Source organism: Paraburkholderia sp. BL17N1 (assembly GCF_003634175.1).
In the GTDB taxonomy this organism is placed as follows: Bacteria; Pseudomonadota; Gammaproteobacteria; order Burkholderiales; family Burkholderiaceae; genus Paraburkholderia.
In genome coordinates, this window is the sequence record NZ_RBIW01000002.1 from 2,456,402 (window position 1) to 2,481,409 (window position 25,008).

Consider the following 25,008-nt stretch of genomic DNA (forward strand, 5'->3'; position numbering starts at 1 on the left):
TATTGTTGCCGGGCACCCGACGGGCAGATCCACCGCACGTCTCATCCAAAAAATGACTTCCATGACCCCGCAATCCGATGCCTTCAGCTCTGTGTGGCTCCGGCTTTGGGCCGAATCCACCCAGGACTACTCCATCTTCGCCCTTTCGCCGGAAGGCACGGTGCTCACGTGGAACCCGGGCGGCGAATCCATTCAAGGCTATCGCCCCGACGAGATTATTGGCCGGTCGTTTGCCCTTTTTTACCCCGAGGCCGAGCGTGCCGCGGGCGCGCCCGAGGCCGCGCTGCGCGCCGCCACCGAGGGCGGGCGTTACATCGCGGAGGGCTGGCGCGTGCGCAAGGATGGCACGTCGTTCTGGGCGAACGTCGTCATGACACCGCTGCGCGACAGCAGCGGCAAGCTCATCGGGTTTGGCAAGGTGGTCCGCGACGTCAGCGACAAGAAGGCCGCTCACGACGCGGTGCTCGAGAGCGAGCGCAGCTTCCGGCTGCTGGTCCAGGGCGTTACCGACTATGCCATCTTCATGCTCTCGCCCGACGGGCACATCACCAGTTGGAACGCGGGGGCGCGCAGGATCAAGGGCTACACCGAGAAGGAGATCATCGGCTCGCATTTTTCCCGGTTCTACACCCCTGAGGATGTCGCGGCGGGCGTCCCCTTCCGGGGCCTGGGCACGGCCCGGCGGGAGGGACGTTTCGAGGCCGAGGGGTGGCGCGTGCGCAGCGACGGAAGCCGTTTCTTCGCGCATGTCGTGATAGACGCCATTCATGAAAACGGTGAGCTGGTCGGATTTGCAAAAATCACACGCGACATCACCGAGCGACGGCGCGCCAGCGAGCAACTCGAGCAAACGCAGAAAGCCCTGTTCCAGGCACAGAAGATGGAAGCCCTGGGCAAACTGACGGGCGGCGTGGCGCACGACTTCAACAACGTTCTCCAGGTCATGCGCGGCAATCTCGAACTGCTCGAGAGCCGGCACGGCCGCGACGGCTGGAGCGCCGAGCGGCTGGGCAACGCGCTCGACGCGGTCGATCGCGGCGCGAAGCTCGCGTCGCAACTGCTGGCCTTCGGTCGCCAGCAGCCTCTTGAGCCCGTCGTCATCAACCCCGCGCGTCAACTGCAGGCGCTGGACGACCTCTTGCGGCGCGTATTGGGCGAGCGGGTCGAGATCGAGTCCGTCGTGGCCGGCGGCCTGTGGAATACCATCGCCGATCCCCATCAGCTTGAAAACGTAATCCTGAATCTGGCCATCAATGCGCGCGACGCGATGCCGGACGGCGGCAAGCTCACGCTTGAACTCGCCAACGCGACGCTCGACGACGAGTACGTCTCAGCGCTTACCGACGTCTCAGCGGGGCAGTATGTGATGCTGGCTGTCACGGACACGGGGACCGGCATGAGCCGGGAAGTGATTGAGCGTGCTTTCGACCCGTTCTTCAGCACGAAACCGGAGGGCCGCGGCACAGGCCTCGGCCTGAGCATGGCCTACGGCTTCGTCAAGCAGAGTGGCGGCCATATCCGCCTCTATAGCGAGCTCGGTGAGGGAACGACCGTCAGGATCTATCTGCCGCGCTCAAGCGGTACGGCGGTTGAGACCAGGCGTAGCACCGGGGGTGTCCTCAAGCACGGCAGCGAGACGATCCTGGTCGTGGAGGACGATCTGAAGGTCCAGGCGACCGTCGTTGAACTTCTCAGCGGTCTTGGTTATGCGGTACTCAAGGCCAACGACGCCGAGCAGGCACTGAGCGTCGTGGCGAGCGGCGTGCATATCGATCTGCTGTTTACCGACGTGGTGATGCCCGGCGCGCTGCGCAGTCCGGAAATGGCCAGAAGGGCGGTCCAGATGCTGCCTGGATTGAAGGTGCTTTTCACGTCGGGTTATACGCAGAACGCGATCGTGCATGGTGGCCGGCTCGATCCTGGCGTGGAACTGCTGAGCAAGCCGTACAGCCGTCAGCAACTCGCCTCCAAGGTCCGACAGGTGCTTGGTAAAAGCGATAGCGAAACGACCGGAGCGGGCACGGCCGATACGCGTCGAGGCGAGGAGGTCGGGCCGGGCGGAAACGGCGAGGGCCTGCGCATCCTGGTCGTGGAAGACGACGTTGCATCGCTGGACGCAACCTGCGAACTGCTGATGCTGATCGGGATGCGTCCGCAGCGCGCAGAAAGCGCGGCGGCCGCGCTGAATGCGCTGGAAGCGGACGACTACGACGTCCTGTTCACGGATGTCATCATGCCGGACATGTCGGGCACCGAGCTCGCGCGACGCGCGGCTGCCGCCCGCCCGGCACTCCGGATCATTTTCGCTTCCGGAAACGTTGTTCCGGCGCACGAGAGGTTCGACTTCGAATGGTCGGCGCTGCGCAAACCTTTCACGCTTGACCAGTTGCGCGCCGCCTTGCCGCCGGCCCACAGCTCACGGGCGAAGCGGCGCGCCGGCGATGGACAGGCGCGGACACGGGACAATTGAAAGCACAGGCTCCGTGGCGCGGCCCGGTCGCCAGGCGATAACTGGTGTTTTGTGGCGCAGCGCGAATTGCCGTCGATGCCCGTCGAACTGTGCGTGAGGCCGCTACGTAAAGAACCGTGCGGCCCCTCTTTTTCCCGGCGAACAGTGCGATCACGCTGTCGCCCTCGCGTCCGTCCACAAGACGAAGTTCCGATCAGCCTCGATGACGGCTCCTGCCGGCGCCCGGGCTACCCGATATCAATCGTGCGGCCCACGGACCGCAGCGGCTCCGATTTCGGCACGGTCAACGTGAGCACACCGTTGTCGAACTTTGCCAGCGCATGATCGGGATCGGCGTTCTCCGGCATCGGGATCGTACGCACGAAGCTGCCATGGGCGCGCTCGAGCCGGTAGCATCCGTCTTCCTCGCTGCGCACATCCTGCTTTTTCTCGCCGCGCAACACGAACGCCCCATCCTCGACGGTGACGGTCAGATCCTCCCGCTGCATTCCGGGCAGTTCGACGGTCACGCGCAGCACTTTTCCTTCGTCGACCACGTCGATGCGCGGCTGGAAGCGCGATGAACTGAAGTCCCCAAACCATCGTTCCAGCGCGCCGCGGCCCGCGAAGGGGTCGTGAAAAAACTCCTCGACGACACGCCACGGCTCGCGCGTGAACAATCCCGGCAGGTCGGGCCAGGAGGCGCGCCACGGGTCGGTGGCCGGCTGGCTTTCCGGGCTGTCCGCATCGGACTTGCGCCCTGCGCGTCGAAGGAATTTAAAAGGATTCCACTTCTTCAGATCCGTGTTCATCGTAGTTTCCTCCGGTAGTTTTCTCCTTAAGGTCAGTCTGGCAGGAGAGCCGGATGCCGGTCATCCGGCGCGAACAGTGGCGTGAGCGTTGATGTTTCCGGTTGCCTGTGCGCGGCCGTCGACACTCCTCGTTCGCGCGGCGAGCGGGTCGTCTCGCAGCAGCCGGCGTAGCGGCATTGCCGGCGCGCTGCCAATACATTCACTCCGGCGTCCTGACCTCACAGTGGAAGGTGGTGGCGGCCTGGTGGCCGCCACCGGGTTCTCTCCTATGGTTGTCGCCTGTCTGCCGGGTTCAGGCCGTGCGCACTTCGATCCGCCGCGGCCGGGCTTCGTCGCGGCGCGGTATCCTCAGCGTCAACACCCCGTCCTTCAGGTTGGCGTCGATTTTCGTCGGGTCGAAGTCAACCCCAAGAGCGAACGCCCGCGCGAAGTGAGGCTGGCGGATTTCCGCGTGGTGCAGGCGCAACTCCGTCGGCGTGGGTACGACTGCCTCTGCCTCGATGTACAGGTTGCCGTCGTGCACCTTCACATCGAGCCGGTCCTTTGTCACGCCGGGCAAATCCGCCCACAAAGTGACACCCTGACTATCCTCGAAGATGTCCACGGGCGGCGTTAGCGTGATCCGGCGTTGTGACGGGTCGTCTGCGCGCCGCTCGACCGCCTTTTCGTCGTTGTTGGCAAGTTCTGTGGTGTCGTTCATGATGTCCTCCTCAGTTCTGTGACCGGTTTCATTGAACGGTGATGGCCCGCGGCTTTGATGTTTCCCGCTTGCCGATACTCACGGTCAGGCAGCCATTGGTGTACTGCGCCGTGACCTTGTCGGGGTCCGCGTGCTGCGGCAGTTCAATGACGCGCCGGAATGCGCCGGCGAAGCGCTCCTGCGCATAGGTACGGGTGTCGTCGCCGGCCGCTTCCGGCTGTGGGGTCAGGCGCTCGCCGCTGATGGTCAGCAGTCCCTTGTCGATCGACACATCGAGATTCGCCGGATCGACGCCCGGCGCGAATACGACGATCTCGATCGAGTCGTCGGTCGAGCCGATGTTGACCTGCGGGAACGCGCCGGAGCGCCCGGAACGGATGCTGGACGGGAAGCCGCCAAACAGGCTCGCCATCTGCCGTTGCAGACGGTCTAGCTCGCTGGAAAGATCGGTCCCGAAGTAGAGATCGCTCATGGTCATTTCCTCCTTCAAGCCAGCAGGAAGACGAACCGGTCTACGCGCTCCAGTCCGTCTGCCGTGCTGCGGGCAAACAAATAGAAACACGCAGCGCGCCGGACTACTGGCGCGACTGCCTCAGCGGAATTCAAGATAGAAATCCCGTGCGGAAATTTCAAGAGGGTATCGCCACTTTTTATCCTTGAATTTGGGCGGCCGCATCCCTACCTCCAGGACACCCCTGACGAACCATGCGAGGACACCATGGAATTCGAATACGACTGGCTGACACTGGGACGGCACCGGATCCGGCTGCGCTCAACCAAAGGCTTTCCGACCGAGACGATGCGCACCGCGGTCGAAGTCATCCGGCTGGCAATCGACAACAATATGAGCGCCCGTGCGCGCCTGGTTGAAGTGGTATTCCACCGGGAATCCGCTTACGAAGTCGCTGTCGGCACCACGTTTGCCGACGACCGCTTTTGCGCGCCGCAACTGGAAGCGGCGATCGCGACAGTCCTGGGTCTGCAACCCGCGCAGATCAATATTCTGGTGACTGTAGTGACGCAGGAGGAGGTCGATCTGCACTTCGGTGTCTACGAGAGAATGCTGGCCGAAAAGCTTGGCGTGGTGCCGCCGATCCAGTGATCGCCCGGTAGAACGACGGCAAGGAGCGCGGGTGTCGGGATGGCTGCTGCGGCGGCATCGACGCTACAAAACGTAAAGCCAGGCGAGCAAGGTGAGGACTGAAAAGAGCGTAGACATCGAGATCACGGCACCCACTACGTTCTTTTCGACGTCGTATTCGACCGCGAGCACATACGCACTCTTGGCTGTGGGCACGGCAGCGCACACGACGGCGGCAATGGTCGCGGTCCGATCGAGTCCCGCCGCAAGGCAAAGGCCATAGACCACGAGCGGCATGATGGCCAGCTTGAGGGCCGTCAGCAACGCATACAAACCCAGCCGCTCGCGCAGTTCGGCGATGGTCAGTTCGAGTCCGATTGCGAACAGCGCGCATGGCGTCAACGCTTCGCCGAGTATGGTGAGAAACGACACGGCCGGTCCGTACAGCTTCAGACCGAGGATCGACGCAAGCAGTCCGAAGATTGTCGCGAGAATGACGGGATTGGTCGCGATCTGCCGCAACAGCGCACCCGTGCGTATGTTGCGCGACGTATCGTATCGCCCGATTTCGAGCAGCAGAACCAGTATCGGAAACATGACGGCGCCGACGAAGACGGTCGCGATCGCCGCCGCGAGTACGCCCGGTTGGCCAAAGAGCGACTTCAATATGGGAAGTGCGACGAATCCGGTGTTGGTCATCGACACGGCTGCAGCCAGTATTCCGCTCTTCGCGACGCCCGCGCTCCACGCCGTTCGCACGAACATCATGACCGCCACGAAGCAGATCATGGAGCCGCCGCCGAACGCGGCCAGAAAGCGCCAGTCAAGGAGCGAGTGAAGCGACTCGTCGGCGATCGTCAGGAAGACCAGCGCGGGCATCGCCACGTAGTAGGCGAAGCGCATCAGCGGCGCGGCCAGCGCGCGCGGCATGTAGCCCGAGGCGCCGGCAACCCACCCCGTTAGAATGATGGCGAAGATCGGAAGTATTGTGCCGGCGAGATGCATCGCGATCTCCTGTAGCGATGGGACCTGGGCGCATCAACGCTCATCCCTGGCCGGACGTCATTATCGGAGAAAACGTGGTGCGACGGGCAACGCAGTGCTAGCCGCAAGCCGACAACCGGTCATTGACGGTGGCGCGATCCGCCCGCGACCGGCTTCTCGACATGCACGCGGCGACCGCCGCCGGTTCTTCTATTGCGCCGTTTGCTGGCGCTGGTATTCGTTCTTTTTCATCTGCAGATACTCTTGCCGGCTCACCTCGTGCAATTGGCGCGGGTACTGCTCTGTCGCATCGAACCATGTCGCAAAGCGCTGCTCGACGCGTTTGTCGGCGGGCAGGGAAAGCGAGCCCAGGTACGCGTCGATGGCAAGGTAATAGCGCATCGTATTGCGCTCGACGAGGCCGCGCACACCGCCCACGTAATCGCCGTTCGACGCCTGCGTAAAGCCCACTTTTGCGCTGCCGATGGTCGCGAGATAGGTCTTCATCGCGATGCGTCCCGCCATGCCGAATCCGTACGAATACGTGAGATGCAGGAACGTGCGCCCTTTGCCGATATCGACGGCTTCCAGCACGATGCGATAGTCCCTGGTGCTGAGCGGTCCTTCCGCGGCGCTCAGATCGACCTGGAAGTAGTCGGGATTGGTCGCGACCGAACGGTAGTTGAGTTGCACACGCGAGGTGTCGCCGAGTTCCTGTTCCGTCTTCTTCCCGACGTTCATGCTGATGGTCGCGCCGTTGCTGCCTGAAGTGGCACGACAGTACTTCGTGTTCAGATGCAGGATCAGCACTTCGCACCAGGTCGCGGGGCCTCGCTGCGGGTCGTTGAAGGCGCTGTTGACGGTCGCGAACGGATAATCGACTACGGCGTAGATATCGCCCTTCAACGCGTTCTGCGCTTCCTGCGAATCAAGATGGATTGGACGATGGAACACGTTCGACTTCAGCTGTGGCGCTAGCGTGTCGTACTCGCCCCTCAGCGTGGCGGCGTTGTCGTCGGCCCATGTGAGGCCGCCGGGCCAGAGACCCGACAGCGTGAGCACGACGAGTGCGAGCCGTTTGGTGATTCGCATGATCCGCTGGATGTTCATGACAACACGCTCCTGCCAGTTGGATGAATGTGCGCTTCGGGCAGCGCGGCCGCTCGCCGCCACAATGCGACCTGCCGTATGAATGTTACAGCCGAAGCGGAATCGAAGGTCGCTTCGATCTATGATCTCGCGGCCGAGCAGAAGCGATGAGTAGCACGCATGCCTGAAGGCAACTGGCCGGTCTCATTTTTTTTCGCAGACTCTGTTTTGCGCACGTGCGTTGGCGTCTGCGCGAACAGATCGATCACCACCCGCGCGCAGCCGGCGACTACCTTCGTCCTGCTGGACGCGTGCGTGCCAAAGCAGCCCGCAACCGTAAGGGTTGCAGGCGAGTTCATTGCCATGTCCCAAGGTTGCTCAGAACCGGTAACTCACCCCGATCTGCAGCACCGGATAGAGCTTGTAACGCTCCACATGGTCGGTGATCTTGCGCTCCTGTTCGTCGATGTTCGATTGCGGCGTGAACATCGAATAGATGGCCGGCACGTTGTAGGAGACACGCGGGCGGCCATATGCCACACCCAGGTCGACCGTCATGCCGAAGCCTTTCGAGACCGGCTTGTGGCCGTAACCGATGCCGAGGTAAGGCATCACGCGCGGCAGCGTGACCGTCGCCGAGGGCGCGGCGCCCACGGCCGGCACGAAGTCGTCGCCGATCTTGTAGTTGCCTTGTGCGTTCGGCACGGCATGCGCGCTCAGTTCGTCGTCGTTGATGAGCGCGCCGGCCGTCACGCGAAAGCCGCTGGAGCTGAACGGGAACAGATCGAGATACAGGCCGCCTTGCAACAGCTTGAGGTGGCCGTCGTACTCGTTGCCGTTGGCGTTGACCGAGTGCGACAGATCGAATCCTTCGATTTCCGCGTGCACGCCCGCCCATGAATTCAGCGGCAAGGCGGCGCCGACACCCGCGCCGAGCGTGCCGCCATGCACATACATTTCCTGCGCCTGCGCCGCTCCCACCATCGCCGTCGCCCACGTCGCGACCACAGCTGCATTTATTACCCGTTTCACCGCACCGTCTCCCGACAAGGATCATTTCCGTGGGGCGACTGTACGGTTTAACCATGCGGTTCAAAGGAACGAATAGCGGGCAGTTATGGCAGTTCCTCGCGCTCAAGTTTTGTGGTTTGAAGAAAACGGAATTTATGACCTGTAAATCCTGCCGAACGAACGACTGAATCGCAAGCGGTGTGCGGAATAGCCCTGTTTTAAGGGCATATTCGGTGAATCGAACAGAATGCCGCGCTTTGATAATGACTCTCGCAGATGACCCGTTTGCCACGCACACGGTACTCGAGAAATGGGTCTATTCGTCTGAGAAAAGGAGCGCGTTTGCGCTTCGTCTTGCGTGTGTCGTGATGGTGTGCGCGACCGGCCTTCTGGATCTGGAGCAGTTATGTTTTCGTCTCAAACGTCACGATCGTTCGGCGCAGCAGTGGTTGTTGCCGCAGCGGTTCTACTCAGCGCGTGCGGCGGCTCGGGCGGCGGTAGCGCCGGTAGCGGCAGCAACGTGCTGAAATTGTCTTCGGCGGTGCAAAGCGAGCACGTCGCGCGTTATGCCGGCGCATTCGGCATGCTGTCGGGGCCGGGCGTCGCGGTAATCTATACCTCGGTGGTGCAGTCGCTGGTGAGCGATGTCACAGCCGGGACGCCCAATAGCACGACCGCTTGCCCGGCTGGCGGGTCGATCAACGTGGCGACACAGAACGCGGGCGCGAGCGGCCTGCAAGGCGGTGAAAGCGCGGCCGTCAGCTTCAATCAATGCGTCGGACAGCTGAAGGCGCCCGGCGTATCGAACAGCGCCTCGATTACCGGCACGGTGAGCGTGCAGGTTCAGAGTTCGCAGGGCGTGGTCGGCAGCGCGTCGAGCAACTGGTCGTACACCGCCGTTGAAACGGCCAACGCGTTGACGCTGGTTTCCGCGAACAGCACGACCGTGGTGAACGGCACGGTCAACTTCACCATGAGCTACGACGCGAAGACGGGCGTCACCACCACCACCGCGAGCGCGCCGAGCGTGACGCTCAGCCGTTCGCAGCCGGCGGGCTCGGGCAACATCAGCGGCACCATCACGATTACGTCGCTGAATTACTCGCGCGTGCATGGCACCGATCCGGTCACGGACCTGCTCACTACCAGCGGCAGTATCAGCGTGAACGTGGCCGACGCGGTGATCGCCTTCAATGTCGCGACGCCGGCGCCGGTCACGATCAGCGGCGGCAACGTGCATGCCGGTGTGATCCAGCTCTCGACGAGCGATACCGTCGAGACCATCACGCCGAAAGATGCGTCGACGGTCGGCATCACCGTGACGTCGAATGGGCAGACGGGGACCTACACGGAAAGCGTGGACACGTTCCGCGCGCTGATCAGCGGCTAGCGGAGCAACGAGCGGAAGTGGAGAGTAGGGATGGGTTGCGGCAACGTGACGGTCGAAAGACCGGTTGCCGCAACCGCGAAACGCAAGCCTGACAGGCAGGCGCTTACTGCTTGATGCCTTCGGCCTGAATGTGCAGCGTGGTCTGCATCTTGAAGCCGTAGGTCTTGCCGAAGTCGACGCCGAAGTCATCGCGATTGAACGTCGCGGTCGATTCCGTGCCGCACACTTCACGCTTGAGCATCGGGTTCACGAAGCACTTGAACGACTCGATCTTCAGATTGACGGGCTTCGTGATGCCGTGCATGGTCAGCGTGCCGATTACTTCCACGGGCTTGTCGCCGTCGAAACGGATCTGCGTGCCCTTGTAGGTGGCGCTCGGGTACTTGGCGGCGTCGAAGAACTTGTCCGTGACCAGTTCCGCGTCGAGCTTGTCATTGCCGATATCCACCGAACTCATGTCGATCGTCACGTCGACCGTGCCGGTCTTCGCGGCGCGATCCAGCACCACGGTGCCGCTGCTTTTCTTAAACTTGCCGCGCCAGATCGACACGCCACCGAAGTGGTCGGTTTCAAAGCTCGGGTAGGTGTGCGTCGGGTCGAGCTGATAGGTATCGGCTGCCATGACGTTGAACGACAATGCGGCGGCCAGCGCGCCTGCGGCGAGCGAAAGTTGTTTCTTCAAGGTGTTCTCCAGGTTTCAGATTGGGTTGCGACGCTTCGTATCGAGTTATTTCTTCGAAGCGACGATGTGAAATTTGATGACGACTTCGTCAGCGACCACCGACGTGTCTTTCCATTCGCCGGTACCGACGTCGAATTGCGAGCGCTTGATCGGCAACGCGCCGTCGAAGGTCTGCGTAGTGCCCTGGCTGGCGATGGTGACCGGCACCACGACGGTTTGCGACTTGCCCTTGATGGTGAGCTTGCTGGTGATCTTGTACTGGTTGCCGCCCGCCGGCGCGATCGCGCTGGAGACGAAGGTCGCGGCCGGGAAGGTGGCGCTGTCGAACCATTCCTTGCCTTGGGCCTGCTTGTTGTAGTCGTCGGCGCCGAGGTCGTAGCTGCCGGTGTCGATCGACACATTGGCGCTGCCGGCTGTCGGCCTGGCCGGATCGAAATTCAGTTGCGCCGAGAACTTCCTGAACTTGCCGTCGACGGGCACGTTCATCTGTTTCGTGGTGGCGATCACGCTGCTTTTGCTCGTATCGACATCGGCATGCGCGAGGCTTGCGCCGAAGAGCGAGAAGGCCGCGATGCCGGCGAGCGTTACGCGTTGAACGGAGTGGTAAAGGGTTGTTTTCATGGTGGTACGCATCCTATCGAACTCGTGTGCGCTAATTGCACACGGCTGGGAATTAGATTGCCAACAAGCCGTAGCCAATCGCTGGCTGTTATTTGAGGAAGGGAATCATTCGGGCCAGCAATCCGTCGCGGTCGACGAACTGATGCTTGAGCGCCGCCGCCACATGCATCGCCACCAGTGCCAGCAACGTGTAATTGAGCAGCACGTGGACGGTGCGCAGGCTCGCCTTGAGCGCCTGATCCGGGCCGATGATGGTCGGCAGCGGCACGATGCCGAGATACACCACCTGAATGCCGGCGGCGGAACTGTAGAAGTAGCCGGACAGCGGAATCGCCAGCATCAGCACGTACAGCACGCCGTGCACCAGGTGGGCTGCGGCCTTCTGCCATGCGGGCGTGGCGCTGTCGAGCGCCGGTGCGCGGTGGGTGGCGCGCCACAGCACACGCGCCACGGCGAGCACGAATACCGTCACGCCGATCCACTTGTGCCAGGAGAAATACCTCAGCTTGGTGGGCGTGAAGCCGGGAATATCGGTCATGATCCAGCCGATATAGAAGCCGCTGATGATCAACGCCGCGATCAGCCAATGCAAGGCAATGGCGGCGCCGTGGTAGCGGTCTGAACGGACAGGGCTGGAATTCATACTTTGACGTTCTGGGGTTATCGGGTATTGCAGGTGAGTGCGAATAGTAGGGAGGCCAATGGAAGCTGAATAGCCGGGGAGAAGGGAACAGATTGTTGTAGCCGTGACGCTAATGTCGCCGGAATAAAACGGTGCGGCGGCTGCAAAGGGCCGGGAGGTCGTCCGCTGTGTTAATTTGCCGGCTGAACCGCGAGGAGAGTTGAGACCGATGAACAGGCTTGAAAATAACAACATCGCGCTGGGCGCGGATTTTCTGCGGCACGAGACTACACCTGTGGCATCTGCCGCGGCCGGGGTGGAAGGCTACATGGAGCACGACGCGGCTGTCTACCGCACGTTGCTCGAATCGACCAAAGCGATTCCGTGGAAGATCGATTGGGCGACCATGGAGTTCGCCTATGTCGGCCCGCAGATCGAAGCCCTGCTGGGCTGGGCGCCTTCGAGCTGGAAAACCGTGCAGGATTGGGCCGCCCGCATGCATCCCGAGGACCGCGAGAAAGTGGTCGAATTCTGCGTCGCGCAATCGCAGGCGGGCACCGATCACGAAGCGGACTATCGCGCGTTGACGAGCCGGGGCGAATACGTGTGGCTGCGCGACGTGGTGCATGTGGTGCGCGACGCGCGCGGCAACGTGGAGTCGCTGGTCGGTTTCATGTTCGATATCAGCGAGCGCAAGAAGACCGAAGAGAAGCTGGCCGCGTTGCAGCGGGAACTCGAGGCGCTGTCGTTCAAGGACAGCCTGACGGGCGTCGGCAATCGCCGCGCGTTCGACGCAAGTCTGCAGCGCGAATGGAGCGCGGCTTTGCGTCATGCGGCGCCGCTCTCGCTGGTCATGGTCGATATCGACTTCTTCAAGTCGTACAACGATTACTACGGCCACGTGCAGGGCGACGAGTGCCTCAGGCGGATCGCCAGCGTGCTGAGCGACGCGGTTCGGCCGGGCGACTTTGTCGGCCGCTTCGGCGGGGAAGAGTTCGTGCTGATCCTGCCGAACACCGGCGCCGACGCCGCCCGCCAGGTGGCCGAGCGTTGCCGCGACCGCATTGCAACCGAACAGATCCCGCATGAGCGCTCGCCGTTCCGGCAGACCATCACCGCCAGCTTCGGCGTCGGCACCACGATTCCCGCCGCGGCGGCCGATCCGGTGGCCTTCGTCAATCTGGTGGACACGCAGCTGTATCACGCGAAGGACAACGGCCGAGATTGCATCGCAGCGGTCAACCGAGTGGGATGAACCGCGTGGGATGAAGCGCGCGCCGGCGCTGCCATGGGCGCGCAACTTGCTATATCAGCGCCTGCATCCGCCGTCTCATCGGCACGTTCGCCCGGCCAGGCCGGATATCGCGCTCGCGCGTCATCAATGATTCAAGGCTCACTTCGTGAATTCCGTTTTCCTCTCCTGGGGTATCGCCGCCGCCGCCACGGCGGGCGTCATCACCCGGCCGTTCAAATGGCCCGAAGCCGTGTGGGCCGTGGCCGGCGCACTGCTGCTGGTCTCGCTCGGGCTATTGCCGGTCCATCTGGCGCTCGAGGCGATCGGCAAGGGCACCGACGTCTATCTGTTCCTCTTCGGCATGATGCTGCTGTCGGAAGTGGGGCGCCGTGAAGGCCTGTTCGACTGGGTTGCTGTGCTCGCGGTCAATCATGCTCAGGGTTCGCCGCGCAAACTCTTCCTGCTCGTCTATCTGGTCGGCGTGGTGATCACCGCGTTTCTTTCGAACGACGCCACCGCCGTCGTCCTTACGCCGGCCGTGTTCGCCGCCGCCAAAAAGGCGAAGACGCATCCGCTGCCTTTGCTGTTCGTCTGCGCGTTCATCGCCAATGCGGCGAGTTTCGTGCTGCCGATCTCGAATCCCGCCAACATCGTGCTGTACGGCAACCACACGCCCGCGCTCGGCGCCTGGCTGATGCGCTTCACGCTGCCGTCGCTGCTGTCGATCGTCGCGACCTACGTGATGCTGCGCTGGACCCAGCGCGACGCGCTCGCCGGCACCTGCGAGGCCAATCTCGATCCGGTCGAGCTGTCGTCCAGCGGCCGCGTGGCGCTCGCTGGCATCGCGGTGACGGCCGCCGTGCTGCTGACTGTCTCCGCATTCGACGTTCCGCTCGGCATGCCGACCGCGATACTCGGCGCGCTGACCGCGCTGATCGTGCTGATTCTGGAGCGCAAATCGCCGCTGCCGATGATCCGCGAAATCTCGTGGAGCGTGCTGCCGCTGGTCGCCGCGCTATTCGTGCTCGTCGAAATGCTCGATCACACCGGGGTGATCACGGCGGCGGCGCAACTCACGCAGCGCGCCGCGCAGCAGCACGAACTGGCCACGGCGGGCTGGGCGGGCGCCGTCATCGCGATCGGCAGCAATCTGATGAACAACTTGCCGGCAGGCCTGATCGCCAGCTCGACCGTGATGCAGGCGCACAGTCCCGAGCGTGTGATCGACGCGCTGCTGATCGGCGTCGACCTCGGGCCGAACCTGTCCATCACCGGTTCGCTGGCGACGATTCTCTGGCTCAACGCGATTCGCCGCGAAGGCGAAGACGTGAGCTTCATGAAGTTTTTGAAGGTGGGCGCGCTGGTGATGCTGCCGGCGCTTGTGCTGGCGCTCGGCGCGCGAATCCTGACGGGTTGACGGAGCGGCATCCCGTTTCGAGGGCGGCGGCCGGTCCCGGCCGCCGCGTTACGACCGCGTGCCGGTGGGACGCAACGGCGGTTCGGCGAACGACGCTTCGTGCGCTTCAGTCAGCGAGCGCAGCGTCGCCTCCAGCCGCGCGATGCGCGCGCGCTGGATCGGCATCAACATCGGTCTGGGCAGATTTCGCAGGCGACTGTGCCAGTAGGACAGCGGAATGCGATCGTTGGCGGAGATCATCTCGAATACACGTTCGAGGTGGGCGATCTCCCTGTCGAGTTCCTGGTAGTTCATCTGATGTATCCGCAAAGGGCGGTGGCCTGCCCGAAATTTGCCCGCAGGCCGCTTGAGAGTCCCAAGGTTGGACGGACGTGTCCAACGAATGGACATGCGCCCGGTCATAGCGAACAGTGAGCAAGCGATGTTCCACATCGTCTGGAACGGAGTTGTGCTGCGTTCGGCCTTCCTCTATAACCGCCAGACGCACCGCTTTATTCCAAGGGCACATTCACGGTTTTGCAGCACGGATTCGCGCTCACGTCACGCCGCCGGACGGTGCCCAAGACAACGGGAATCCACCAGGCATTGCGGGCGGCAGCATGTCCTATGCTGATTCCACAGCCTGGGTTGTAACTGGCACATTCACTGGTGACGCGCCACGCGCGCCTAACGCGGCATCATCATGAGGGGCTGGGCGTAGGTCACCGCGGGGGCGGGTACGACCGCATAGTTGGTCGGCGCGGGGACGACGACGGTGGTGTACAGGGGGATGGGCTTCGGCGCCGTCACGGCGGCCGCGACCGGAACCGCCACGGGCAGGGGCACTGGCGGCGGCGCCACCACGTACACGGGATTCACCGGCACGGAGTAGTAGACCGGGCGCGGCGGCGGGGCGTAGACCACGGCGGCGGGCAGATAGACGACCACGCGGGCGAACGCCGTCGACGAACAGGCGAGGCCGATGGCGGTGACAGTTGAGGCGCAGACGAGACGGATAGTCAATTGGTACTCCTGATGCGTTGAGCAGCGCGAGGCGTCTTCGGGTGAAGAAGCGGGCTGGCTGATTCCGGTGACGTGAAAACTTAGCCGTTGCGGCGAGGCGCTGATGGCGCCGGCAGACGAAAGATACGCAAAGCGCCGTCAAAACGGCATCGCAAACTCATTTCATTCCATGTCACGCGGCGGCGGCGCTGCGGCATGGGTACGGGTAATGGGAGCGCATGCTGCATTGCGGTGCGGGCTCGTGGCCGTGTTCGTGGCGGCTCAAGGGGATGCCTTAAAAGCCGTGACATAAATCGACATGATTCTGAAGTTGCCTCGCGACGGCGCTTCCCCAAGAATTCGGCCTGTCATCGAAACGGATCGCGGCAAACGGCAGGCGACGCCCGGTGGCTCAATCGAAGGAGTCAGTCATGAAGAAGTTGATCGCTATGGTGTTGCTGTGCTGCGCATCCACCGTTACGTTCGCTCAAGCCGCACCGCAAGGCGGCAATCCGCAGCGCATGGAGCGTATGGTGCAGCAGCTGCAATCGCGCTTTGCGAACGCCAATACCACGCACGATGGCAAGCTCACCAAAGATCAGGCCGCCGCCGGCATGCCGATGGTCGCCAAGCACTTCGACGAGATCGATACGCAGAAGGCGGGCTACATCACGCTGCCGCAGATCGAGGCATTCATGCAGGAACGCGGGGCAGCGCACTGAGCCCCGCGGGCATCGGCGGGACCATGGGGCCGTGGCGCGGCGCGGTCTGCCGCCGGCGCACGAGCCGTCCCGCCGAACCGTCGGCCGTCCTCCGAACCAATAACAACGTGCGATGAAACCTGCCACGTCCCGCTATCTGCGTATTGCCGGCGCGTCGATCGTCGTATCGATCAGCGCGGCGCTGAGCGGTTGCGTGAGCGTCGGCCCGGATTTCAAGCAACCGCAAGCGACGCTTGAAAACCAGTGGCTCGAAAGTCTGCCCGGTGAGGCGAAAGCCACACCTGCCGCACAGGCGGCCTGGTGGACCGCCTTCAACGATCCCGTGCTCACCGCGCTGGAGCAGCGCGCGTATGAGCGCAACCTGTCGCTGCAAGTGGCCGGCCTGCATATCTTCAAGGCGCGCGCGCAGCTCGCGACCAGTGCGGAGAATCTGCTGCCGCAGTCTGGCAGCGTGTCGGTGGGTGCCGAACATATCAACACGAGCGGCGTCGGCCCGATTCCGCCGGCCCATCTGTGGGCCGAGCATTTGCACGTGAATGCCGGCTGGGAGATCGACTTCTGGGGCAAATACCGCCGCCAGATCGAATCGGACCGCGCGCAACTGCGCGTGTCGGAAGCCGCGTATGACAACGCGCTGGTGTCGCTGTTCGGCGACGTCGCCAATGCCTACATCGATCTGCGTGCGCTCGAACAACGCATCGTCGTCGCGCAGCAGAATCTGAAGTCGGTCCAGCAGAGTCTCACGCTGACCCAGGCGCGCTACAAACATGGTGCGTCGAGCCAGCTAGATGTCGAGCAGGCCGCCACGCTGGTGGCGGAAACCGAGGCGCAGATTCCGCCGCTCATCAAGGCGCGCGCGCAGGACCGCGACACGCTGGCCGTGCTGCTCGCCGATCCGCCCGACGCCGTCGACGCGCAGCTCAAAGGCAGCAGCGCGATTCCCGTGCCGCCCACGCAGATCGATGTCGGCATTCCCGCCGATCTGCTGCGGCGCCGGCCCGACGTGCGCCAGGCCGCGCTCAACGCGGCGGCGCAATCGGCGCTGATCGGCGCGGCCAAGGCGAAGCTGTATCCGTCCTTGTCGTTGACGGGCCTGTTTGGGCTGTCGTCGGGCGAACAGCATGGCATTGGACTGACGCAGTGGGGCGGCAAAACCATCGGCCTCTTTTCCGCGGGCATCACGCTGCCGATCTTCGATCGCGGTCAATTGAAAAACGCCGTGCGGATTCAGGACGCGACCTTTCAGGAGGCCGTGCTCGACTATCAGAACACAGTGCTGCAGGCGCAGAAAGAAGTGGAAGATGCGATTGCCGGACTGCGCACCACGCTCGACGCGCTGGCCGCGTCGGCGCGCGCGTCGGACGCCTCGCAGCGTGCGCTGCGGCTCGCCAACGCGCAGTATCGCTCGGGCTCGGTTACTTACGACACGGTGCTCGACGCGTCGCGCTCGGCATTGCGTGACGGCGATTCGCTCGCGCAGAACCAGGGGCTCGCGGCGATCGCCGCGGTGGCGCTGTATCGCGCGCTCGGCGGAGGTTGGGAAGTGGCGCAAGGGCAGCAGGTGGTGAGCGAACAGATTGCCGAGCAGATGGCGCGGCGCACGGATTGGGGCCGCCTGTTGAACCCGCCCGCGAATTCCGCGTTGGCGCGCGCGAGCGGAGGCGAGCCCGAGAATGGGAAATAACGAAATGGCAGAAAACGGTCTGATAGCCAGACGGGTGGCGGTGGGGATATGCATCGTGCTCGCCATGGCGCTGGCCGCCTGCCGCGACGGCAACGCGCCGGCCGCCCACACTGCGCCCGTGCCGCAAGTGAGCGTGATGCGCCCGCAGCCGCGCGAGGTGCGTGAACAGCTCGATCTGAGCGGCACGGTCGCGCCTTCGGCCACCGTCACGCTGGTGGCGCGCGTGCAGGGCGTGCTGAAGGAAATCGGCTTCAGCGACGGCGCCAACGTCAAGCAAGGGCAGTTGCTGTTCCGCATCGAGCCGGACACGTACCGCGCGCAGCTCACTTACGATCAGGCCGAACTCGTCAACGCCGAACAGGAATTGACCCGCCAGAAGCAGCTCACTGCCGATAACGCGACCTCGGAGTCGTCGTTGCAGAAAGCGCAGACCACGCGCGACCAGGCGCTCGCCAAACGCGATATGTCGCGCATCAATCTCGGCTACACGGAAATTCGCGCGCCGTTCGCGGGACGCATCGGCGCGCGGTCGTTCGACGTCGGCAATCTGGTGGGCGCGTCCGATTCCACCAAGCTCGCCACACTGGATCGCATCCAGCCGGTGTACGTGAACTTCACGCTGAACGAACGCGACGCGAACCGCATCGGCCTGTTCACCAAACCGCCGCACACGGTGCGGGTGAACGTGCTCGGCGCGCCGGCGGGCAAGGGCGAGGACGCCGCGCTGGAATTCGTGGATACGCGGGTCGACGCCAATAGTGGCACGCTCAGACTGCGTGCCGACATCGAGAACAAAGACGCGCATCTGATTCCCGGCATGTCGGTCGAGGTGCATATTCCCGCCGGCGCGCCGCAAAATGTCTTGCTGGTGCCCGACACTGCATTGCTGCGCGAACAGGCCGGCGCTTTCGTGCTGATCGTGAACAGCGCGAGCGTGATCGAGAAACGCGCGGTGGTGACGGGCGGACTGTTCGGCTCGCTGCGCGCGATCACGTCGGGCCTGAACGCAGGCGATCAGGTCGTGACGGGCGGCGCGCTAGCGGTGGCGCAGGGCACCAGGGTGCAAGTGGTGGCCGCGGACACGCAAGGCCAGTCATGATCCGCTTCTTCGTCGAGCGGCCGGTCTTCGCCAATGTCATCGCGCTGATCGTGATGCTGCTTGGCGCCGTCGCGCTGATCAATCTGCCGATCGCGCAATATCCGCCCATCACGCCGCCTACTGTGCAAGTGGTGGCGCGCTTTCCCGGCGCCAGCGCCGCGACGCTGATCGACCGTGTGGCGCTGCCGATCGAAACCCAGGTCAACGGCGTGGAAAACGCGCTGTACATGCAGTCGACCAGCACCAACGACGGCACCTATACGCTCACCGTCACCTTCGCCGTCGGTACGGATGTCGACAAGGCGCAGGTGCTGGTGCAGAACCGCGTCTCGGCGGCGACCGCGCAACTGCCGCAGGCGGTGCAGCAGCAGGGCGTGACGGTGCGCAAGCGTTCGACCGCGATCCTGCAACTCTACACGCTGCAATCGCCGGATCCGAAATACGATTCGCTGTTTCTGAGCAACTACGCGGTGATCTATCTGCGCGACACGCTCGCGCGTTTGCCGGGCGTGGGCGACGTGACCGTGTTCGGCACGGGGCAATACAGCATGCGCGTATGGCTCGATCCGCAGAAGCTGAGCGAACGCAATCTGACCGCCGCCGATGTGATGAACGCGATCCAGAGCCAGAGCAGGGAAGTGAGCGCGGGCCAACTCGGTTCCGAGCCGAACTCGGGCGGCCAGGCGTTCCAGCTCACGGTGACGATGCACGGCGCGCTCTCCGATCCGCGCGAATTCGACGACATCATCGTCAAGGCCGATCCGGATAGTGGCGGCCATTTCGTGCGGATTCGCGATGTGGGGCGTACCGAACTCGGCTCGTCGAGTTACGGACAGTTCTTCAATCTCGACGGCAAGCCGGCCGCGGGCATCGCCATTTATCAGTTGCCCGAAGCGAATGCGCTGGAAGTCGGTAATGCCGTGAAGGCGACCATGGCGCGCCTCGCGAAAGACATGCCGAAAGGCGTTAGTTATCAGCTGCCGTTCGATACGACCACCTTCGTGCGGCAATCGGTGATCGACGTGTACAAGACGCTGTTCGAAGCGGCCTTGCTGGTGCTCGCGGTGATCCTGCTGTTTTTGCAGAACTGGCGCGCGATGCTGGTGCCGGCCACGACGATTCCGGTGACCATCATCGGCACGTTCGGTGCAATCTATATGCTTGGCTTCTCGATCAACCTGCTGACCCTGTTCGCGATCGTGCTGGCCATCGGCATCGTGGTGGACGACGCGATCGTGGTGGTCGAAGGCATCACGCAGCATATCGAACAGGGCAAGACGCCGAAGCAGGCCGCCATCGACGCGATGCATGAATTGCTTGGGCCGATCATCGGCATCACGCTGGTGCTGGTCTCGGTATTTTTGCCGTCGGCGTTTCTCGGCGGCGTGACCGGGCAGATGTACCGTCAATTTGCTCTGGTGGTCGTCGCCACCACTGTGATCAGCGCGATCAACGCGGTGACGCTCAAACCGGTGCAAAGCGTGCGCTGGCTGCGGCATGCGCGGCCCGGCAAACCGAATATCGTGTATCGCGTGTTCGACAAGGGTTACGCTCGCGTCGAAAAGGGCTACGTGCGGGTCGTGTCGTGGTTCGTCGCGCGCTGCGGGCTTGCGCTGGTGATCGCGCTGGTACTCGGCGCGGGCTCCGCTTTCCTGTTGACGCGCATACCTACCAGTTTCATTCCGCTGGAAGATCAGGGCTACGTGCTAATCGCCGCGCAACTCGCCGACGCCGCTTCGCTCGGACGCACGCGCGAGGCGAGCACGCAGATCGAGAAACGCATCGGCGCGATTCCGGGCGTGAGCCATGTGGTGTCGATTGGCGGCATCTCCCCGCTGGACAACAACGCCTCGCTACCGAATTCCGCGCTGATCTACGTGACGCTCGACGACTGGAGCAAGCGCGGCAAAGGCGAAGACCTGCGCTCGCTCTATTTGCGCATGAATAGCGAGCTGGCGAAGCTGTCCGACATCCGCTCCGTGGTGATCGTGCCGCCGCCGATTCAGGGCCTCGGCAACAGCGGCGGCGTGCAGATGCAGGTCATGCTGAACGACGGCTCGCAAAACTATCAGCGCTTGCAGGACGCGACCGACGCGTTGATCGCCGGCGTCTCGAAACGGCCTGAATTGCAGCGTGTGTTCAGCCCGTTCCGTGCGTCCGTGCCGACCGTCGAACTCACGCTCGATCGCGCCAAGGCGGAGTCGCTGCAAGTGCCGGTCGGCAATGTGTTCGATCTGCTGCAGGACTATGTCGGCTCGAGCTACGTGAACCAGTTCACCACCTTCAACCATACGTTCCCGGTGTTCGTGCAGGCCGACGGCGCATTCCGCCGCGAAACCGACGACATTCGCCGCTTGCAGATCCGCAGCAACAGCGGCCACATGGTCGAACTCGGCACCTTCATCGACGCGCGCACGAGCGTCGGCCCGGCGGTGGCGACGCTGTACAACCTCGCTCCGGCGGCGGCCATCAACGGCAATCCGGCGGCGGGCTACAGCACGGGCGACGCGATCAAAGCCTTCGAGCAGGAAGCTGCGCGTATTCTGCCGGCGGGCATTGGCTATGAGTGGACCGCGATGTCGTATCAGGAGAAACTGGTCGGCAATTCGGCGTACTGGGTGTTCGCCGTGGGTGTGCTGCTGGTGTTTTGCGTGCTGGCCGCGCAATACGAAAGCTGGCTGTTGCCCATCGCCGTGGTTCTGGCGGTGCCGCTGGCCCTGCTCGGCACGGCGGGCACACTCGCCGCGCTCGGCACCGCCAACAACCTGTACACGCAGATCGGTCTCGTGCTGCTGATCGCGCTGTCGGCGAAGAACGCGATTCTGATCGTCGAATTCGCGCGGCATCTGCGCGCGCAGGGCGTCGCCATAACCGAGGCGGCGATCGAAGCCGCGCGCCTGCGGTTCCGGCCGATCATGATGACCTCGTTCGCATTTATTCTCGGCGTGGTGCCGCTCGTGATCGCCACCGGCGCCAGTGCGAGCGCGCGCCGCTCGCTCGGGATTGCGGTATTTTCTGGGATGCTCGCTTCCACCTGCATTGCCGTGTTGTTCATTCCGTCGTTTTATGTGCTGTTGCAGCGCTTGAGCGAACGGGATGCGGCACGGAAAGCGACGCCGCCCGACGCCTAGCCTGAATCGAGGAGCCTTCGCATGGATCGCCCCGCCAAAATCATCGTGCTCGACGATGAAGTCGAATTGCGCAATATGCTGCAGCGCTTTCTGCGCGGCCACGGCTTCGACGTGCGCGTCGCCGAGGATGGCAAACGCCTCGACCGTTACCTGGAGCGCGAGCCCTTCGATCTGCTGGTGCTCGATCTGATGATCGGCGAAGAGGATGGCCTCGCTATTTGCGCCCGTTTGCGCGAGCAGGGGCAGACCTTGCCGATCCTGATGCTGACCGCGAAGGGCGATCCGCTCGACCGGGTGGTCGGCCTCGAAACCGGCGCCGACGACTACCTCGCCAAACCGTTCCTGCCGCGTGAACTGGTGGCGCGTATCAACGCGCTGCTGCGGCGCCAGAAGATCGCCTCGGGCGAGGTCACCGTGACGTCGCAAAGCGTAAGCTTCGGCGACTTCTCGCTCGATATCGTCAAGCAGCAACTGTCGCGCGCGGGCGAGTTGCTGGAGATTCACTCCGCGCAGATGCTGCTGCTGGTCGCGCTGGCGTCGTCGCCGAACCGGCCGGTGAGCCGCGACAATCTGCTGGCGCGCGCGCGCGGCCGCGAGCACGATGCGCTCGATCGCAGCATCGACGTGCAGGTGCTGCGGCTGCGGCAGATCGTCGAGGACGATCCGTCCAAGCCGCGCTTCATCAAGACCGTGTGGGGTGTCGGCTACATGCTGGTCGCGGACGTCGACTCATGACACGCTCGCTGCTGCAAAGCTTGCTGCCCAGAACGCTGCTGGCGCGCAATATCGCGCTGCTGATCGCGCTCGTGATGCTGAGCCAGGTGTGCGCGCTCGGCGTGTTGCTGCACTATGTGCAGCGGCCGCGCGTCGAGCGTGCGGCGGCGGTATTCGCCACTTATGTGACGACGCTCGACAATCTGCTCGCGGCCACGCCGCCCGCGGCGCGTCGAGACTTGAGCGCGCGCCTCGACGCGCGCGCCCAGGCACCGGACGAAGCCGCCACCGCGCCGCCGCCGAATCTCATGCGCGCGTACCGCACCTATCAGCGCAACGTGTTTCTCGAGAGCTTGCGCGCGCATCTGCCCGCCGACATGCCGGCGCGCTGGCAAACGCTGGGCGGCCAGCGACTGTGGATCCGCATGCACGCGCCGGCCGATGCACCGCAAGCGCCGTACTGGATCGCGCTGCCCGTTCCCGAAGACGCGCAGGGCAACGGACTCGACGCCGCCATCGTGCTGACGCTCGGACTCGGCGCGCTGGCGGCGCTGACCGGCTACCTGATCCAGCGCCACCTCAACCGGCCGCTCCAGGAGTTGACGCGCGCGGCGCGCCGCGTAAGCGCCGGTGAAACGCCCGCGCCATTGCCGACCGACGGCCCGACCGAAATCGCCACGGTGAGCGGCGCGTTCAATCAGATGACGCAGGCGTTGCAGCAAGCCGAGGCGACGCGCGCGCTGATGCTCGCGGGCATCTCGCACGACATCCGCACGCCCTTGACCAAGCTGCGTCTCTCGATGGCCATGGCCATGCCTAGCGGCAGCGACAGCGGCTTCGTGGTCGCCGCTGAATCGTATCTGGATCAGATCGAAACGATCTTGCAGCAGTTCATGGACTACGCGGGCAGCGGCGAGCGCGAGCAGCCGGAGCCTGGCGATCTCAATGCGCTGATCGAACGGCTGGCGGGGGATTTCGCGGGGCTGGGGCACGAGTTCGAGCTATCCCTTGCGTCGCTGCCCGCTGTGCCGTACCGCCCGATCAGCATGATGCGGCTGCTGATGAACCTGATGCAGAACGCGATCGTGTACGGCGGAAGCGGACTCGCGGTGCGAAGCTGGGCCGCGCGCGACGCGGTGTACGTTGCGGTCGGCGACCGCGGCAAAGGTCTTTCAGCGCAGGAGTTGGAGCAACTGAAGGCGCCGTTCCAGCGCGGCCGCAATGCGCGGACGCACAGCGGCGGCACCGGGTTGGGACTGGCGATCGTCGAGCGAATCGCGCGTCTGCACAGCGGCAGTCTGGAGTTTCATGCGCGCGAAGGTGGCGGGCTGGAGGTGTGGGTGGTGCTGCCGCTTGGCGCCGCGACACGCTAGACGTGGCAGCTTTCAAACGGCGTGCGCCCGAAGTGGCCGTCGTTCACTTCCGGTCGAACCACGCATCCAGCCCGACCCGGAACGCCACGCCCGCGATCACCGGCACGGTCAGCATGAGGATGATGCCGAAGTTCGGAATCTCGTCGCCGTACGTAATCGGACCGTAAAGCACGACGGTCGCCACGATCGCGAAGACCACGACGCCCACGGCCACCATCAGAAGATTGCGCGCGGCGATCGGCATGACCTTGCGCGGGGCCTTATGCGGTGGGGCGCTCGCAGCGGGGACTTTGTCGGGTTGGACGGGCATGATGGTTCTCGTGACGAAAAGACAGGCTGCGTGAGGAGCAACAGTGAAACGGACTCCACCAAAGGCGTGCGATGGGCATCATACCAGGGCGCGCGCGTGCCGCGCATTTCACGCCGCGACCACTCATGTTGCGCCACGATGGCCGGCACGAGTGCGGCGATCGCGCTGAACCGTAATCCTGTTGATGCGGGAACACGCCTGACATCAATATAAGCCGCATTGGCGGCAACAGGATAAAAAGCGCGATGCCGATGGCCGGATTGCACGCGCAGATTGTCGGTCGCGTGAAAATGCGCTGTGCGGCGGTTGCGCCCGCGGGTTCATCGGATTGGAAGTTAAAGCGCGGGTGCTCGCCAGTTGGCGTCGAGTCTTCAGCTGCACAAGGTCATGCGGCGACAGTTCTGGTTGGACGTCCTCCGTAAGCGCGGACACGGTGTCTGAATTAACGCGCCGGACAATTGCTTTCGAACAGCGCTGCCGACGCTTATGGATCTCATTCGGCGACGTCCTTTGTGGAGTCGTCGCCGACGGCTGGTCCTCAAGCGAACCGACATGACCACTACTGTTGGCCGGCGGCCGGCGACACGACGCTTGGGGTAGCCAGTGTGTTGTTCGTCTTAGGAGCGCTGGTGCCGGAGGTCGAAGTGCTGTTCCCGCTCGGCAGGCCGGAGTTCGGCGCCTGCCGGGTGGCCATGCCGCTAGCGGAGTTGGTGCCGCTTGGCGCGCCGTAGCCACCTGCTGCGCCGTTCATCTGGTTCGTCTGGTTCGCCGGGCTAGCGGTGCTGCCTGACGTACCCGCGCCGCTGGAGCCTCCCGCTGTTTGCGCGAAAACGCCGCCCGACAGGGCGAGTGCGGCGACGGCCGCGATTAAGGTGCTGGTTGCCTTATTCATGATTCGTCCT

General features: G+C 63.7%; 24 protein-coding genes. 11 read left to right on the top strand and 13 right to left on the bottom strand.

The window, feature by feature from the left end; translation table 11 throughout:
• The first annotated feature begins 61 nt into the window (after positions 1–61).
• Complete coding sequence (locus B0G82_RS30930; RefSeq protein ID WP_121310092.1) at positions 62–2,470, top strand: PAS domain S-box protein; 2,409 nt, start codon at positions 62–64, stop codon at positions 2,468–2,470.
• A gap of 227 nt (positions 2,471–2,697) precedes the next feature.
• Here B0G82_RS30930 and B0G82_RS30935 read toward each other — a convergent pair whose 3' ends face one another.
• The 3 genes from B0G82_RS30935 to B0G82_RS30945 form a co-directional block, all read right to left on the bottom strand.
• A complete protein-coding gene (locus B0G82_RS30935; RefSeq protein ID WP_121310093.1) occupies positions 2,698–3,261 on the bottom strand; it encodes an Hsp20/alpha crystallin family protein in 564 nt (187 codons plus the stop codon).
• Between the two features lie 292 nt (positions 3,262–3,553).
• Entirely contained in the window at positions 3,554–3,961 is a 408-nt protein-coding gene (locus tag B0G82_RS30940; RefSeq protein WP_121310094.1) for an Hsp20/alpha crystallin family protein, read from the bottom strand.
• A 28-nt stretch (positions 3,962–3,989) separates the two neighbouring features.
• Positions 3,990–4,433: an Hsp20/alpha crystallin family protein gene (locus B0G82_RS30945; RefSeq protein ID WP_121310095.1), complete on the bottom strand. Its 444-nt coding sequence runs from the start codon at positions 4,431–4,433 to the stop codon at positions 3,990–3,992.
• Positions 4,434–4,679: 246 nt separating this feature from the next.
• Between B0G82_RS30945 and B0G82_RS30950 the strand changes: the two genes are divergently transcribed.
• Positions 4,680–5,063: a hypothetical protein gene (locus B0G82_RS30950; protein WP_121310096.1), complete on the top strand. Its 384-nt coding sequence runs from the start codon at positions 4,680–4,682 to the stop codon at positions 5,061–5,063.
• A gap of 63 nt (positions 5,064–5,126) precedes the next feature.
• On the opposite strand, the gene B0G82_RS30955 is transcribed toward B0G82_RS30950, so the two are convergent.
• The 3 genes from B0G82_RS30955 to B0G82_RS30965 all read right to left on the bottom strand — a co-directional run bounded on the left by B0G82_RS30955 (position 5,127) and on the right by B0G82_RS30965 (position 8,099).
• Entirely contained in the window at positions 5,127–6,047 is a 921-nt protein-coding gene (locus B0G82_RS30955) for an AEC family transporter (protein WP_121310097.1), read from the bottom strand.
• 189 nt (positions 6,048–6,236) lie between these two features.
• A complete protein-coding gene (locus tag B0G82_RS30960; protein WP_121310098.1) occupies positions 6,237–7,136 on the bottom strand; it encodes a hypothetical protein in 900 nt (299 codons plus the stop codon).
• Positions 7,137–7,493: 357 nt separating this feature from the next.
• A complete protein-coding gene (locus B0G82_RS30965) occupies positions 7,494–8,099 on the bottom strand; it encodes a hypothetical protein (RefSeq protein ID WP_241975036.1) in 606 nt (201 codons plus the stop codon).
• A gap of 433 nt (positions 8,100–8,532) precedes the next feature.
• On the opposite strand from B0G82_RS30965, the gene B0G82_RS30970 reads away from it, so the two are divergent.
• Entirely contained in the window at positions 8,533–9,516 is a 984-nt protein-coding gene (locus B0G82_RS30970) for a hypothetical protein (protein WP_121310099.1), read from the top strand.
• 103 nt (positions 9,517–9,619) lie between these two features.
• Here B0G82_RS30970 and B0G82_RS30975 read toward each other — a convergent pair whose 3' ends face one another.
• The 3 genes from B0G82_RS30975 to B0G82_RS30985 all read right to left on the bottom strand — a co-directional run bounded on the left by B0G82_RS30975 (position 9,620) and on the right by B0G82_RS30985 (position 11,462).
• A complete protein-coding gene (locus tag B0G82_RS30975) occupies positions 9,620–10,198 on the bottom strand; it encodes a YceI family protein (RefSeq protein ID WP_116121923.1) in 579 nt (192 codons plus the stop codon).
• Positions 10,199–10,243: 45 nt separating this feature from the next.
• Positions 10,244–10,819: a YceI family protein gene (locus B0G82_RS30980; RefSeq protein WP_121310956.1), complete on the bottom strand. Its 576-nt coding sequence runs from the start codon at positions 10,817–10,819 to the stop codon at positions 10,244–10,246.
• An 88-nt stretch (positions 10,820–10,907) separates the two neighbouring features.
• On the bottom strand, positions 10,908–11,462 hold the full coding sequence (locus B0G82_RS30985; protein WP_121310100.1) for a cytochrome b: 555 nt from the start codon (positions 11,460–11,462) through the stop codon (positions 10,908–10,910).
• Positions 11,463–11,670: 208 nt separating this feature from the next.
• On the opposite strand from B0G82_RS30985, the gene B0G82_RS30990 reads away from it, so the two are divergent.
• The gene (locus B0G82_RS30990; RefSeq protein ID WP_121310101.1) at positions 11,671–12,696 is read left to right on the top strand and encodes a sensor domain-containing diguanylate cyclase; all 1,026 of its coding nucleotides are present in this window, start codon (positions 11,671–11,673) and stop codon (positions 12,694–12,696) included.
• Between the two features lie 145 nt (positions 12,697–12,841).
• Complete coding sequence (locus B0G82_RS30995) at positions 12,842–14,092, top strand: arsenic transporter (RefSeq protein ID WP_116121920.1); 1,251 nt, start codon at positions 12,842–12,844, stop codon at positions 14,090–14,092.
• A gap of 48 nt (positions 14,093–14,140) precedes the next feature.
• On the opposite strand, the gene B0G82_RS31000 is transcribed toward B0G82_RS30995, so the two are convergent.
• On the bottom strand, positions 14,141–14,386 hold the full coding sequence (locus B0G82_RS31000; protein ID WP_116147999.1) for a hypothetical protein: 246 nt from the start codon (positions 14,384–14,386) through the stop codon (positions 14,141–14,143).
• Positions 14,387–14,758: 372 nt separating this feature from the next.
• Entirely contained in the window at positions 14,759–15,094 is a 336-nt protein-coding gene (locus B0G82_RS31005) for a hypothetical protein (protein ID WP_106282332.1), read from the bottom strand.
• Between the two features lie 410 nt (positions 15,095–15,504).
• Here B0G82_RS31005 and B0G82_RS31010 point away from each other — a divergent pair, with 410 nt between their 5' ends.
• From B0G82_RS31010 to B0G82_RS31035, 6 genes are all read left to right on the top strand, one after another.
• Positions 15,505–15,795 (top strand): hypothetical protein, encoded by a 291-nt coding sequence (locus tag B0G82_RS31010; protein ID WP_106304645.1) that lies wholly within the window; start codon positions 15,505–15,507, stop codon positions 15,793–15,795.
• A 112-nt stretch (positions 15,796–15,907) separates the two neighbouring features.
• Entirely contained in the window at positions 15,908–17,479 is a 1,572-nt protein-coding gene (locus B0G82_RS31015) for an efflux transporter outer membrane subunit (RefSeq protein WP_121310102.1), read from the top strand.
• Positions 17,469–18,578 carry an efflux RND transporter periplasmic adaptor subunit gene (locus B0G82_RS31020; protein WP_121310103.1) on the top strand — a complete coding sequence of 370 codons (1,110 nt, stop codon included), beginning with the start codon at positions 17,469–17,471 and terminating at the stop codon, positions 18,576–18,578. The genes B0G82_RS31015 and B0G82_RS31020 overlap by 11 nt, the downstream gene beginning before the upstream one ends.
• Positions 18,575–21,709: an efflux RND transporter permease subunit gene (locus B0G82_RS31025; RefSeq protein ID WP_121310104.1), complete on the top strand. Its 3,135-nt coding sequence runs from the start codon at positions 18,575–18,577 to the stop codon at positions 21,707–21,709. The genes B0G82_RS31020 and B0G82_RS31025 overlap by 4 nt, the downstream gene beginning before the upstream one ends.
• Before the next feature lie 21 nt (positions 21,710–21,730).
• The gene (locus B0G82_RS31030) at positions 21,731–22,444 is read left to right on the top strand and encodes a response regulator (protein ID WP_106282327.1); all 714 of its coding nucleotides are present in this window, start codon (positions 21,731–21,733) and stop codon (positions 22,442–22,444) included.
• Positions 22,441–23,796, top strand: a complete 1,356-nt coding sequence (locus B0G82_RS31035; RefSeq protein WP_121310105.1) for an ATP-binding protein — start codon at positions 22,441–22,443, stop codon at positions 23,794–23,796. The genes B0G82_RS31030 and B0G82_RS31035 overlap by 4 nt, the downstream gene beginning before the upstream one ends.
• Before the next feature lie 43 nt (positions 23,797–23,839).
• Here the strand turns inward: B0G82_RS31035 and B0G82_RS31040 are convergent, their stop codons facing one another.
• On the bottom strand, positions 23,840–24,106 hold the full coding sequence (locus B0G82_RS31040; RefSeq protein ID WP_106282325.1) for a hypothetical protein: 267 nt from the start codon (positions 24,104–24,106) through the stop codon (positions 23,840–23,842).
• Positions 24,107–24,665: 559 nt separating this feature from the next.
• Positions 24,666–24,998: a hypothetical protein gene (locus B0G82_RS31045; RefSeq protein WP_121310106.1), complete on the bottom strand. Its 333-nt coding sequence runs from the start codon at positions 24,996–24,998 to the stop codon at positions 24,666–24,668.
• Positions 24,999–25,008: the final 10 nt, after the last annotated feature.

Bases quoted from the DNA above. Each gene is read 5' to 3' on its own strand.
- B0G82_RS30970 (WP_121310099.1), top strand. From the start codon at position 8,533: ATGTTTTCGTCTCAAACGTCACGATCGTTCGGCGCAGCAGTGGTTGTT.
- B0G82_RS31015 (WP_121310102.1), top strand. From the start codon at position 15,908: ATGAAACCTGCCACGTCCCGCTATCTGCGTATTGCCGGCGCGTCGATC.
- B0G82_RS30960 (WP_121310098.1), bottom strand. From the start codon at position 7,136: ATGAACATCCAGCGGATCATGCGAATCACCAAACGGCTCGCACTCGTC.
- B0G82_RS30985 (WP_121310100.1), bottom strand. From the start codon at position 11,462: ATGAATTCCAGCCCTGTCCGTTCAGACCGCTACCACGGCGCCGCCATT.
- B0G82_RS31045 (WP_121310106.1), bottom strand. From the start codon at position 24,998: ATGAATAAGGCAACCAGCACCTTAATCGCGGCCGTCGCCGCACTCGCC.
- B0G82_RS30940 (WP_121310094.1), bottom strand. From the start codon at position 3,961: ATGAACGACACCACAGAACTTGCCAACAACGACGAAAAGGCGGTCGAG.
- B0G82_RS30965 (WP_241975036.1), bottom strand. From the start codon at position 8,099: ATGGTGGGAGCGGCGCAGGCGCAGGAAATGTATGTGCATGGCGGCACG.
- B0G82_RS30990 (WP_121310101.1), top strand. From the start codon at position 11,671: ATGAACAGGCTTGAAAATAACAACATCGCGCTGGGCGCGGATTTTCTG.
- B0G82_RS31025 (WP_121310104.1), top strand. From the start codon at position 18,575: ATGATCCGCTTCTTCGTCGAGCGGCCGGTCTTCGCCAATGTCATCGCG.
- B0G82_RS30980 (WP_121310956.1), bottom strand. From the start codon at position 10,819: ATGAAAACAACCCTTTACCACTCCGTTCAACGCGTAACGCTCGCCGGC.
- B0G82_RS30955 (WP_121310097.1), bottom strand. From the start codon at position 6,047: ATGCATCTCGCCGGCACAATACTTCCGATCTTCGCCATCATTCTAACG.
- B0G82_RS30930 (WP_121310092.1), top strand. From the start codon at position 62: ATGACCCCGCAATCCGATGCCTTCAGCTCTGTGTGGCTCCGGCTTTGG.
- B0G82_RS31035 (WP_121310105.1), top strand. From the start codon at position 22,441: ATGACACGCTCGCTGCTGCAAAGCTTGCTGCCCAGAACGCTGCTGGCG.
- B0G82_RS31030 (WP_106282327.1), top strand. From the start codon at position 21,731: ATGGATCGCCCCGCCAAAATCATCGTGCTCGACGATGAAGTCGAATTG.
- B0G82_RS30950 (WP_121310096.1), top strand. From the start codon at position 4,680: ATGGAATTCGAATACGACTGGCTGACACTGGGACGGCACCGGATCCGG.
- B0G82_RS30935 (WP_121310093.1), bottom strand. From the start codon at position 3,261: ATGAACACGGATCTGAAGAAGTGGAATCCTTTTAAATTCCTTCGACGC.
- B0G82_RS31040 (WP_106282325.1), bottom strand. From the start codon at position 24,106: ATGCCCGTCCAACCCGACAAAGTCCCCGCTGCGAGCGCCCCACCGCAT.
- B0G82_RS30945 (WP_121310095.1), bottom strand. From the start codon at position 4,433: ATGAGCGATCTCTACTTCGGGACCGATCTTTCCAGCGAGCTAGACCGT.
- B0G82_RS31000 (WP_116147999.1), bottom strand. From the start codon at position 14,386: ATGAACTACCAGGAACTCGACAGGGAGATCGCCCACCTCGAACGTGTA.
- B0G82_RS31020 (WP_121310103.1), top strand. From the start codon at position 17,469: ATGGGAAATAACGAAATGGCAGAAAACGGTCTGATAGCCAGACGGGTG.
- B0G82_RS31010 (WP_106304645.1), top strand. From the start codon at position 15,505: ATGAAGAAGTTGATCGCTATGGTGTTGCTGTGCTGCGCATCCACCGTT.